The organism is Mycobacterium sp. 1081908.1 (assembly GCF_001673535.1).
Lineage (GTDB): Bacteria > Actinomycetota > Actinomycetes > Mycobacteriales > Mycobacteriaceae > Mycobacterium.
This window is the reverse complement of record NZ_LZLY01000006.1, coordinates 1-11305: the sequence shown is the minus strand read 5'-3', so window position 1 is coordinate 11305 and position 11305 is coordinate 1. Positions and strand designations below refer to the sequence as shown.

Genomic DNA, 11305 nt, shown 5'->3' with positions numbered 1-11305 from the left:
CGGGATAGCAGAAAGCCTTGCGCCCGATAGCATCCCAGGTCGAGCAAGGTCCTAGCTGCGGCCACGGTTTCGACACCTTCCGCGACGGCGTTGAGCCCGAAGGCGTCCGCTAGGGCCATTGTGGACCGCACGATCGCGAGATCGCCGGCGTTGGTGTCGAAACCGTGGCCGCAGCTAGGACCTTGCTCGACCTGGGATGCTATCGGGCGCAAGGCTTTCTGCTATCCCGCCCGCTGGACAGCGCAGCAATGGAGTCGCTGCTCGCCAGGCGCGTCGTACCGATGGACTTCTCCCCCAACACGACTGCCTCCCGCGAAGATGCAGGGGCTGGAACGAAGAAAGCGGTCTCGGCTCGTGGGAAGGGAAGCGAGAAGGGGAACCTACCGTGACGGATTCCCCCTACCCACGGCGATCGACTCCTAAGCCGAGATACGACACATAATTTCGGAGTTTTCGGCGCACATCAGCTTGAATTGTTCGGCTTCGGCGTGCGTCGCGATGGTGCGGCGTTCCCACCACATCACCTTGGTGCGGTAGTCCTCCGTGGGATAGGCGGCCGCCGGTATCCGAGATGCCACGACACCCCCGGAGGATCGCCACTGCTCCAACACGTGCGCCGCCGCCGTGGCCATGACGAACTGGACCCCCAACAGCGTCATCATCGGCAGCGCGGTGCGGGCCAGCACCCGGGACAGCGCCCGGCCGCCGTAATCACGCGAGTCGGTCCATGCGCTTTTGACCTCCACCACACCGAAGGGGATCCGGTTGGCGATCATATGGCGCAGCACGGGCCGCCCCGGGCTGCCGCTCCACTCCTCCAGCGCGTGAGACTCCTCCGGCGCACGCAGGGGACCCACGACGCGCGTACCGCCCACCACCCGGCCCGCTGGATCGACCGCGGCAAAGAACAGCGTCGTGTCGGCGCCGTCGCGCACCGCATCGAGGTTGAGTACCCATTCCAGCCCGTGGCGGCGATAGCTGCGAAACGCACCGTCGAGGTATTGATCCCAGAGATCGGGCTCCGCCTCCGGTGTCGACGCGGCGATCCAGCAGCCGGTCGCCTCATCGCGCCAGCCCGCCCCGCCTTCCAACCACGAGCCGCCAACCGCAGCACTCGTGAGCTGAGCCGCGTCCATAGGTATCCCTTCGCTTCTATGCCATGACAACCGGACTATTTCACCGGCGCGTCTCGAATTATTTCCTAAAATGTGCCCACGACAAATAACCAGCAGTATTTATTCTCTTTAGCATCGTTTGTCGTGGCCAAAGCGTTAGCGTTACCGATCAGTAATCGGCAACGAGTTGGAAGTTTGCGCTGCGCGACGCGGCATAGCCCCCCGGATCGGCCACCCGATAAGCGCTTCGCATGCCCGAACCAGCGTGGCCGATGCGTCTCGCGCCCGCCTGGGGCGCTTCCCAAGCGGCAATGACCTTCACTTAACGCGGCCAGGCCCCTCCACACCCAGATGATTCAACCGGACGCCGCTGAGGGCCTCTACCTGTGGATTCCCAGTGCGGCCACGGCCGCCAGCCCGCAGGTTTGCTGCCGCCGTCTGGGTAAATCGCATGCGCTTCGCGCCGGCTTTCGCGGGTTTCCGGGGTTTGGGGCGCTCCCGCGGCGACGGCGGCGACGCCGAATTACGCAGCAGACACGATTTCCTTCGTCGGTCGATTTTTCGGTAACTGACCGGCTTTAAGCAAGCAACCGCGGGCGGTTCTTCGCGAAAACCCGGCCGTGCGGGCAGACTCGACGTCGTGACCGGCCGGCCAACCGTGGCGCGGGTGCGGCGCGCCATATTCGCGCGGCACTGCAACCCGTGGAGCGCCTGGACGCGCTGGGCAAGCACCCCGCTGACGCTGCTGCCCGCGTGGACGCGGCGATGGAGCCACGCGGCGTGGGTCGCGCTGTGGTTCGCGGTCAACCCGGTCGTCTTCGGCAAGCCGGCGCACGAACGCGCCTGGTCAACCCGGGCGATGCTGGGCGAGGAACTGTGGATCAGCCGCCGGCCCCGGGACGCGGCCATGCTCGTCAGCGCCGTGACGTCGGCGTCCGCAGTAGGCGCCGTCGTCGCCGCCCGTCGCCGTCGAGCGGCGCCGGCCGCGCTCGCCACCGCGGTGCAGATGGCCCTGACGCTGGTGTATTGGGAGCAGATGGTGCGCTATCTGGACCGCCAGTCGCAGTAGCGTGGCGGTATGCGCGACGAACCGACACTCCCCGAGCCCGACCCCGGGTACGACAGCGCCGGCGTGCCGACTTTCGAATCCGTCCGCGAAAAGATCGAGTCCCGGTTCGCGACGGCGGAGGGTGCGGCCGAACTCGACGCCGACACTGCCGAGGGCCGCTCCGTCGAGGAGGAATACGACGAGCGCCAGCGCGCCGCGGCCGAGCGGCTGGCGCAGATCCGAGAGTCGATGCGCTCCGACGAGCGTTGAGGTGCGTGCGTTCACCGTCGACGAGCGGCGTAACCGCCTGGCGCGCAGGCATTTCCTTGCGGCGGGCGATACACCGCCGATAACCCGGGTGATCGGCGGCCTGCTCGGCCTGCACGCGACCGACCCCGCCACGCCCTACCTGTCGCTGTGGGCCCGGGTTCCCGGTTTCGCGACGGCGGACCTCGAGGCGCAGCTGTACCGGAAACGCTGCGCGGTCAGGCATCTCGCGATGCGCCGAACGCTGTGGCTGGTGCGGAGCGAGGACCTGACGACGATTCAGGCGGCCGCCAGTGACGGGGTCGCCGACAACGAACGCCGCCGGCTGGCCGTCGACGCGCGCAGGGCCGGTGTGGCCGCCGACGGCGACCGCTGGCTCGACGCGGCCTGCTCCGCGGTGGTGCGCCACCTCGGTGACAACGGCCCGGCCAGCAGCACCGAACTGCGGGCCGCGCTCCCCGAGCTGGCCGGAACCTACGACCCCGCGCCCGGAAAGCGTTGGGGCGGCGAGGTTCCGCTGGGCCCGCGGGTGCTGACGGTGCTGTCGGCGCGGGGCGAGATCGTGCGCGGGCCGAACGACGGCGGCTGGACCACGTCACGGCCGCGCTGGGCTACCACCGCGCACTGGCTCGGCGACCTGGGCGACTCGCCACCGGACCGACAGGCCCGGGCGGAGCTGACCCGGCGCTGGCTGGCGGCCTTCGGACCGGCGACCGTCGCCGACGTCAAGTGGTGGTTCGGCACCACGCTGACGGCGGCTCGACAGGCCCTGGCCGACGTCGGCGCGGTGGAAGTCGACCTGCACGGCAGCGGCGCCGGCTGGGCGCTGCCCGACGACCTCGATCCGGAGCCCGAGGCGCCGCCGTGGTGTGCGCTGCTGCCGGGCCTGGACGTCACCACAATGGGCTGGTTTCAACGCGATTGGTACCTCGGCGAGCACCGCGCCCAGGTTTTCGACCGCAACGGCAACGCCGGCCCCACGGCCTGGTGGAACGGGCGCGTGGTGGGCGGCTGGCATCAGGACGCCGGCGGCCGCGTCCGGCTGCAGCTCCTCGACGACCCCGGCCGCGACGGGCGGCGCGCCCTGCAACGACGCGCCGACGAGCTCACCTCGTGGCTGGACGGCGTGCGGATCAGCCCCCGCTTCCCCTCGCCGCTGTCGAAGGCCGGCGCCGCCGCTCTGCGCGAAACTTAAATGGCTGCAACGCTTTTCGGCGTGTCGTGTACGACGTTTAAGTGTCGCGACGAAACCCGGCGCTCAGGCCGTCACTTTCCGACGCCCGTTCGACCGCCGCGGCGGTGCGGGGCTCCCGACGACGTCGGCCAGGAACTTGCCCGTGTAGCTTTCCGGCACCGCGGCGATGTCCTCCGGGGTGCCTTCGGCGACAACGGTTCCGCCCTCAGCGCCACCCTCCGGCCCCATGTCGACGATCCAGTCCGACGTCTTGATGACGTCCAGGTTGTGTTCGATGACGATGACGGTATTGCCCTTGTCCACAAGGCCGTTGATGACGGTCAGCAGCTTGCGGATGTCGTCGAAATGCAGCCCGGTCGTGGGCTCGTCGAGAATGTAGATGGTGCGACCGGTCGAGCGCTTCTGCAGTTCGGCCGCGAGCTTGACGCGCTGCGCCTCACCACCGGACAGCGTCGGCGCGGGCTGGCCGAGCCGGACATAGCCCAGCCCGACGTCGACCAGCGTGCGCAGATACCGGTGGATGCCGCTGATCGGCTCGAAGAACTCCGCCGCCTCCTCGATCGACATGTCCAGCACCTCGGAGATGGTCTTGCCCTTGTAGTGCACTTCCAGGGTTTCCCGGTTGTAGCGGGCGCCGTGGCAGACCTCGCACGGCACGTACACGTCGGGCAGGAAGTTCATCTCGATCTTGATGGTGCCGTCGCCCGTGCACGCCTCGCAGCGACCGCCCTTGACGTTGAACGAGAATCGGCCGGGTTGGTAGCCGCGGACCTTGGCCTCGGTGGTGGCCGCGAACAGGGTGCGGATCTTGTCGAACACCCCGGTGTAGGTGGCCGGATTGGACCGCGGCGTGCGGCCGATCGGCGACTGGTCCACCCGCACCAGCTTGTCCAGGTGGTCCAGCCCGGTGACCCGGGTGTGCCGGCCCGGGACCTGCCGGGCGCCGTTGAGCCGGTTGGCCAGGACCGCGGCCAGGATGTCGTTGACGAGGGTTGACTTGCCCGACCCCGACACCCCGGTGACCGCGGTCAGCACGCCGAGCGGGAAGGACACGTCGATGCCGCGCAGGTTGTGCTCGCGCGCGCCGACGACGGTGAGCTGGCGCTTGTGGTTGACGGGCCGCCGGATCGCGGGGATCTCGATCTTTTCCTTGCCGGACAGGTAGGCGCCGGTGATCGAGTCCTTGTTGGCCAGCAGCTCGGCGTAGGTCCCGCTGTGCACGATCTGGCCGCCGTGCTCGCCGGCCCTCGGGCCGATGTCGACGATCCAGTCGGCGTGCGCGATGGTGTCCTCGTCGTGTTCGACGACGATCAGCGTGTTGCCTAAATCCCTTAGGCGGGTGAGGGTTTCGATGAGCCGGCGGTTGTCGCGCTGGTGCAGCCCGATGGACGGCTCATCGAGCACGTAGAGCACGCCCACCAGGCCGGACCCGATCTGGGTGGCCAGCCGGATGCGTTGCGCCTCACCGCCGGACAGCGTGGCCGCCGCGCGCGACAGCGACAGGTAGTCCAGGCCGACGTCGAGCAAAAACCCGAGCCGCGACTGGATTTCCTTGAGGACCTGCCCCGCGATTGCGTGTTCGCGCGCCCCCAGGGTGAGCGCGTTGAGGAAGTCCGAACAATCCGAGATCGACAGCTCGGACACCTCGGCGATGGACTTCTTGCCGTGCCGTCCGGCGGCCAGCGTGACGGCCAGGATCTCCGGCTTGAGCCGGGTGCCCTCGCACACCGGGCAGGGCACGTCGCGCATGAAGCCCTCGTAGCGTTCCTTCATCTGCTCGGACTCGGTCTGCGCCATCTTGCGCTGCAGGAAAGCCAGCACGCCCTCGAAATCGGCGTAGTACGACCGGGTCCGCCCATACCGGTTGCGGTACCGCACGTGCACCTGGTGGTCGGATCCCTCGAGGATTGCCTTGCGGGCCTTGGCCGGAAGCTTGCGCCATGGGGTGTCGACGTCGAAGCCCAGCTCCTCGCCGAGCCCGGCCATCATGCGGGTGAAGTACTCCGCGGTGTGGCCCGTCGACCAGGGCGCCACCGCGCCGTCGGCCAGCGTGCGTTCGGGGTCGGGAACCACCAGGTCGGGGTCGACCTCCTTGCGGATTCCCAGGCCGGTGCACTCCGGGCAGGCGCCGTAGGGCGAGTTGAACGAGAACGACCGCGGCTCCAGGTCGTCGACCGCCAGCGAGTGCCCGTTGGGGCAGGCCAGCTTCTCGGAGAACCGCTGCTCGCGGTTGTGCGCGTCGTGCTCGTGGTCGACGAACTCGAGCACCACGATGCCGTCGGCCAGGTTCAGCGCAGTTTCCACCGAATCGGTGAGCCGCTGCTTAGCGCTGGCCTTGACGGTCAGCCGGTCGACCACCACCTCGATGTCGTGCTTTTCCTGCTTCTTCAACTTCGGCGGATCCGTCAGCGAATGCACGACGCCGTCGACCCGGACCCGGCTGTAGCCCTGCGCGTTGAGCTTCTCGAACAGGTCGGCGAACTCGCCCTTGCGGGTGCGCACCACGGGAGCGAGCACCTGGAAACGGGTGCCCTCCGGCATCACCAGCACCTGGTCGACGATTTGCTGGGGCGTCTGCCGGGCGATGCGCTCGCCGCACACCGGGCAGTGCGGCGTGCCCGCGCGGGCGTAGAGCAGCCGTAGGTAGTCGTAGACCTCGGTGATGGTGCCGACGGTCGACCGCGGGTTGCGGTTGGTCGACTTCTGGTCGATCGACACCGCCGGGGACAGGCCCTCGATGAAGTCGACGTCGGGTTTGTCCATCTGCCCCAGGAACTGGCGGGCGTAGGCCGACAGCGACTCGACGTAGCGGCGCTGTCCCTCGGCGAAGATGGTGTCGAACGCCAGCGACGACTTGCCCGATCCGGACAGGCCAGTGAAGACGATCAACGAGTCGCGCGGCAGGTCGAGGTCGACGCCACGCAGGTTGTGCTCGCGGGCGCCCTTGACGATCAGGCGGTCAGCCACGCTGCCTTCTTTCAAGTGGATCTTTTACGTGTTGTGGCCGTTGATGCGCACGGCGCATTCCATGCTATGTGCCCATACCGACAAGCGACCGGTGACCAGTAACGTGGCCGCTATGACCGTCTCGGTTGAGCCAAGCGACAACTACACCGGACACGTCGACCCTGGTACCGCGGCCCGCCGGACCCTACCCGGCGCCACGATTCTAAAGGCGTCGGTGGGCCCCATGGACAACAACGCGTATCTGGTCACGTGTTCCGCGACCGGGGAAACCCTGCTGATCGACGCGGCCAACGACGCCGACGTCCTGATCGACCTGATCCGCCGGTACGCGCCGAAGGTGTCGCTGATCGTGACCAGCCATCAGCACTTCGATCACTGGCAGGCGCTCGAGGCCGTCGCGAACGCCACCGGCGCTCCGACCGCAGCCAACGAGATCGACGCCGAGCCGCTACCGGTCAAGCCCGACCGTTTGCTAGCGGGCGGCGACACCGTCCAGGTCGGCGAGCTGAGCTTCGACGTCATCCACCTGCGCGGCCACACTCCCGGCTCGATCGCGCTGGCCCTCGGCGGACCGGCGACCGGCGGGGTCACCCAATTGTTCACCGGGGACTGCCTATTCCCGGGCGGCGTCGGCAAGACGTGGCAGCCGGGCGATTTCACCCAGCTGCTCGACGACGTCACCACCCGGGTGTTCGACGTCTACGAGGATTCCACCGTCATCTACCCCGGCCACGGCGACGACACCGTATTGGGCGCGGAGCGCCCGCATCTGGCCGAATGGCGAGAGCGCGGCTGGTAGGGCGCGGTTGCAGCGGCCTTACTGTGAACTGACGGCCTTCCGTGTGCGCTGAGGGCGGGATTTCGGCGATTTTGCCGCCCTGGACACGCACTCGAGGCCCGAGATGCACGCTCGCTACGTCGTGTGCACGATCAGCACGTCGACCTTGGCCCGGCGCGAGACGTTGGCCGGCACCGAGCCCAGCAGGCGCCCAGCGATCGTGCTGAGGCCGACGTTGCCGACGACCAACAGGTCGGCTTTTTCGTCCTCGGCGAGCTTGACCAGCGCGTCGACCGGGGCGCCCACGATCGAGCGGTCTTCCACGTTCTTGGCGCCCGCCTTGTGCGCCCGCTCCTTGGCGTCCTGCAGGATCGCGTAGATCGGCGCGGTCCCAGACACCTTGTAGCTTTCGTCCCGCAGTGCGTCGGCGGCCCGGGTGTCCTCGTGTTGGGGCAGATACGCCGACGCGATGATCAGCTTTGCGTCGTCCCCCGCGATCTGCGCTGCCCGGTCCACCGCACGAAACGACGAATCCGAGCCGTCGGTCCCGACCACCACGGTTCGATAGGCGCTCATTTACCCTCCCAGTTTCGGTTGGTCAGCCAACCCAAGACAGTATCGCGTTTGCCGGATGGAAAGGAGAAAGATTTCCGACTCAGCGTGGCGTGGCGCTACCGGCGTTGCCGGGGCCGGGCGGCGGCGACGACCGATTTGCCGTGCGATCAAAAGCCGGACTGAGCAGGGCTAACGTCGAAAGCCTTGGATGGCCCCGCTTTTGGTGAAACGCGGGCGCGCACCCTACCCTCCCCGCCGGGCCGGCCGCGAGCCAGTTCACTTGGCGCGCCTTACAGTGACAAGCATCATGGCCATGTCCACCGCTGAGCAGCGCGCCTCCGACGCCTCGGGCGTCGCTGACGAGGCCGCGCCGGCGCGCCCGCGCGGCCGGTTGCTCGATCCGTGGGCGATCGCCGCGTTCGCCGTCGCCGTCAGCGCGGCCTGGGCCGGCAGGCCGTCGTTGTGGTTCGACGAGGGAGCCACCATTTCGGCGTCGGCGAGCAGGACTTTGCCCGAGCTGTGGAAGCTGCTGGGCCACATCGACGCTGTTCACGGGCTGTATTACCTGTTCATGCACGGTTGGTTCGCGATGTTTCCGCCGACGGAGTTCTGGTCGCGGGCGCCCAGCGCCCTGGCGGTCGGGGCGGCCGCCGCCGGCGTAACGGTGTTCACCAGACGGTTCGTCCCCGGGCGGGCCACCGCACTGTGCGCAGGCGCGATCTTCGCCATCTTGCCGCGCACCACCTGGGCGGGGATGGAGGCGCGCTCCTACGCCTTCGCGGCCGCCGCGGCCATCTGGCTGACGGTGTTGCTCGTCGCCGCCGTGCGGCGCAACCGGCCGCGATTGTGGGTGGGCTACGCGCTGGGCCTGATGCTGTCGATCCTGCTGAGCGTCAACCTGATCCTGTTGGTGCTGGTGTACGCGGTGCTGGTGCCGCTGCTGGCGCCGGAGAAGGCCCGCAGGTCCCCGGTCATTTGGTGGGCGGTCACCACGGCCGTTGCCGTCGGCGCCATGACGCCGTTCCTCGTGTTCGCGCATGGCCAGGTGTACCAGGTGAATTGGATCTTTCCGGTCAGCTGGCACTACGCCTTCGACATCGTCCTGCGGCAGTACTTCGACCACAGCGTTCCGTTCGCGATCCTCACGGCGGTTCTCGTCGTCGCGGCGGTCGTGGCGTGGCTGAGGGGCGTGCGGGGCCCGGCGGGCGACCTGCGCGCCCTGCTGGCTGTCTGCGCGGCATGGATCGTCCTGCCGACGGCGCTCGTCGTCATCTACTCGGCCGTCGTCGAACCGATCTACTTCCCCCGCTACCTGATCCTCACCACGCCGGCGGCGTCCGTCGTCATGGCCGTCTGCATCGTCACGCTCGCCCGCAAACCGTGGCCCATCGCGGCGGTGGTCCTGGCGTTCGCCGCGGCCGCGGTGCCGAATTACCTGTTCATCCAGCGCTGGCCGTACGCCAAGGAGGGTTGGGATTACAGCCAGGTGGCCGACCTGATCAGCTCGCACGCCGCGCCCGGGGACTGCCTGATGGTGGACAACACCGTGCCCTGGCGGCCCGGGCCGATCCGTGCCCTGCTGGCCACCCGGCCGGCGGCCTTCCGTTCCCTGATCGACGTCGAACGCGGCGCCTACGGGCCCAGGGTCGGCTGGCTGTGGGACGGCCACGTCGCCGTGTGGCTGACGACCGCCAAGATCAACAAGTGCCCTGCCATCTGGACCATCACCAACAGGGACACCTCGCTGCCGGATCACCAAGCCGGACAGTCGCTGCCGCCGGGAACCGCCTTCGGGCGCGCCCCCGCGTACCGATTCCCGAGTTACCTTGGATTCCGCATCGTCGAGCGTTGGCAGTTCCACTACTCGCAGGTCGTGAAGTCCACCCGGTGACGGACTGAGCTCAGCGACGGGCGCGGACCGCGCGGTACGAGGCGACGACGCCCACCCCCGTCAACGCGGTGAACACGGCGAACAACCAGCGGGCCGCCATTGCGTCGCCGCCCTGCGCCGCGTTGACGACGACGCCGGCCACCCCGGCGCCGAACGCCCCCGAGATCAGCTGCACCGTGTTGATCGCCGCTGCCGCCGCGCCGCCTTCGGCCGGGTCGTCGACGGAATCCATTGCGCGCACGGACAAATGGGGCCAGGCCATCCCAATCCCGATCCCCGCGACGAGCAACGCCAGCGTCCAGGCGGCGACCGTTCCGGCCGACGCGTTGTCGCGCTGGGTGAGCGCGCCCAGCGCCAGGCCCGACGCCACCACCACCGGCGCGGCCACGATCACGCGCCCGATCGCCCGCGCGCTCTCCAGGGACGCGCTGACGATCTCGGAGACCGTCCAGCCGACCGCCAGCGCCGCACCCAGGAATCCGGCCGCAAGCGGCGTCATATGAGCCAGCCGCTGCCCGAACAGCGGCACGTAGGTGTCGACCATGGCGCCGATCATCAGCAGGCCCATGGCGAGGTAGATCCACTTCAGGGGCCCGGGCCCAAACACGCTGGGCGGCAACACCGCCGCGCGCATGCGCCAGTCGACGATGGCGAACAGTGCGATCAGCACGACGGCGGCGGCGAGCAGCCCGGCCGTCGCCGCGACGTTGTGCGGGATCTGGGCGGCGCTGACCGCCAGGGCCGCCGCGCCGATCAGCACCAGCGACCACACCGGGACCCGCAGCGGCGGTATATCGGCGGTCGCGCCGGCGCGGCCGGCGGGCAGCGCGATCGGCACCAGCGTGGCCATCAGCGCCGTCAGAATGGCCATCGCGACGAACGCCCACCGCCATAGCCCGAATTGGGCGAACAGGCCGCCCGTCGCGGGCCCGACCACCGTCGCGACCCCCCACATCGCCGACACCAGCGCCGAGGCCCGGGTCCACAGCGAGCGGGGCAGCGCCGCGTTGATGACCGCGTAGCCGAGCCCGGCCAGCAGGCCGCCGGCCACGCCCTGCAGGGTGCGCGCCCCGATCAGCACCTCCATGTTGGGGGCCGCCCCGCACGCCAGGCTGGAGACGCCGAACACGGCCAGCCCCAACAGGAACGACGAGCGCGCCCCGATGCGCACCAGCATCGGGTTGACCGTGGTCGCCGCGACCACCGACCCGACCAGGTACAGGGTGGTCACCCACGCGTAGAGGCGGGCGCCGCCGATCTCCGCGACGGTGTTTGGCAGCAGGCTGATGGTCAGGAACTCGTTGGTGGCGTACAGCGCGACGCCGCCGGCCAGCACCACCGAGGTCCCCAGGTACTTGGCGCCCAGCAGTTCGCGCCAGCTGCCGGTGATGGTGTCGGTGTGCGTCACTTCAGGCCGGCGGCGTCCATCCCGCGCAGTTCCTTTTTGAGGTCGGCGATTTCGTCGCGGAACCGGGCCGCCAGCTCGAAC

Annotated in this window: 9 protein-coding genes and 2 pseudogenes; 6 read left to right on the top strand and 5 right to left on the bottom strand. The window is 68.9% G+C overall.

Annotation, left to right across the window (positions count from 1 at the left end; all coding sequences use genetic code 11):
* Nucleotides 1-155 (bottom strand): annotated as a pseudogene (locus A5655_RS26815) (EAL domain-containing protein); the annotation flags it as partial.
* On the opposite strand from A5655_RS26815, the pseudogene A5655_RS28450 reads away from it, so the two are divergent.
* Nucleotides 150-389, top strand: a pseudogene (locus A5655_RS28450) (hypothetical protein); the annotation flags it as partial. The pseudogenes A5655_RS26815 and A5655_RS28450 overlap by 6 nt on opposite strands.
* Before the next feature lie 30 nt (nucleotides 390-419).
* On the opposite strand, the gene A5655_RS00980 reads toward A5655_RS28450, so the two are convergent.
* Entirely contained in the window at nucleotides 420-1136 is a 717-nt protein-coding gene (locus A5655_RS00980) for a hypothetical protein (RefSeq protein WP_067004622.1), read from the bottom strand.
* Nucleotides 1137-1755: 619 nt separating this feature from the next.
* On the opposite strand from A5655_RS00980, the gene A5655_RS00975 reads away from it, so the two are divergent.
* Genes A5655_RS00975 through A5655_RS00965 form a run of 3 tightly spaced genes read left to right on the top strand, consistent with a single transcriptional unit; the run spans nucleotide 1756 to nucleotide 3625 of the window.
* The gene (locus A5655_RS00975; protein WP_369807131.1) at nucleotides 1756-2184 is read left to right on the top strand and encodes a DUF6653 family protein; all 429 of its coding nucleotides are present in this window, start codon (nucleotides 1756-1758) and stop codon (nucleotides 2182-2184) included.
* Between the two features lie 9 nt (nucleotides 2185-2193).
* Nucleotides 2194-2433, top strand: coding sequence for a hypothetical protein (locus tag A5655_RS00970; RefSeq protein ID WP_067004620.1), 240 nt, complete (start codon nucleotides 2194-2196; stop codon nucleotides 2431-2433).
* Between the two features lies 1 nt (nucleotide 2434).
* Entirely contained in the window at nucleotides 2435-3625 is a 1191-nt protein-coding gene (locus A5655_RS00965; RefSeq protein ID WP_067004618.1) for a winged helix DNA-binding domain-containing protein, read from the top strand.
* 63 nt (nucleotides 3626-3688) lie between these two features.
* On the opposite strand, the gene uvrA is transcribed toward A5655_RS00965, so the two are convergent.
* Nucleotides 3689-6592, bottom strand: a complete 2904-nt coding sequence (uvrA, locus tag A5655_RS00960; protein ID WP_067004624.1) for an excinuclease ABC subunit UvrA — start codon at nucleotides 6590-6592, stop codon at nucleotides 3689-3691.
* Between the two features lie 112 nt (nucleotides 6593-6704).
* On the opposite strand from uvrA, the gene A5655_RS00955 reads away from it, so the two are divergent.
* Complete coding sequence (locus tag A5655_RS00955) at nucleotides 6705-7391, top strand: MBL fold metallo-hydrolase (protein ID WP_067004616.1); 687 nt, start codon at nucleotides 6705-6707, stop codon at nucleotides 7389-7391.
* Between the two features lie 114 nt (nucleotides 7392-7505).
* On the opposite strand, the gene A5655_RS00950 is transcribed toward A5655_RS00955, so the two are convergent.
* The gene (locus A5655_RS00950; RefSeq protein WP_066936094.1) at nucleotides 7506-7946 is read right to left on the bottom strand and encodes a universal stress protein; all 441 of its coding nucleotides are present in this window, start codon (nucleotides 7944-7946) and stop codon (nucleotides 7506-7508) included.
* Nucleotides 7947-8133: 187 nt separating this feature from the next.
* Here A5655_RS00950 and A5655_RS00945 point away from each other — a divergent pair, with 187 nt between their 5' ends.
* Complete coding sequence (locus A5655_RS00945) at nucleotides 8134-9816, top strand: hypothetical protein (protein WP_369807129.1); 1683 nt, start codon at nucleotides 8134-8136, stop codon at nucleotides 9814-9816.
* A 10-nt stretch (nucleotides 9817-9826) separates the two neighbouring features.
* On the opposite strand, the gene A5655_RS00940 is transcribed toward A5655_RS00945, so the two are convergent.
* Nucleotides 9827-11224, bottom strand: a complete 1398-nt coding sequence (locus A5655_RS00940) for an MFS transporter (protein ID WP_067004612.1) — start codon at nucleotides 11222-11224, stop codon at nucleotides 9827-9829.
* Nucleotides 11225-11305: the final 81 nt, after the last annotated feature.

Coding starts and splice junctions, on each gene's coding strand:
- A5655_RS00955 (WP_067004616.1), top strand. CDS start 6,705: ATGACCGTCTCGGTTGAGCCAAGCGACAACTACACCGGACACGTCGAC.
- A5655_RS00945 (WP_369807129.1), top strand. CDS start 8,134: ATGGCCCCGCTTTTGGTGAAACGCGGGCGCGCACCCTACCCTCCCCGC.
- A5655_RS00980 (WP_067004622.1), bottom strand. CDS start 1,136: ATGGACGCGGCTCAGCTCACGAGTGCTGCGGTTGGCGGCTCGTGGTTG.
- A5655_RS00970 (WP_067004620.1), top strand. CDS start 2,194: ATGCGCGACGAACCGACACTCCCCGAGCCCGACCCCGGGTACGACAGC.
- A5655_RS00950 (WP_066936094.1), bottom strand. CDS start 7,946: ATGAGCGCCTATCGAACCGTGGTGGTCGGGACCGACGGCTCGGATTCG.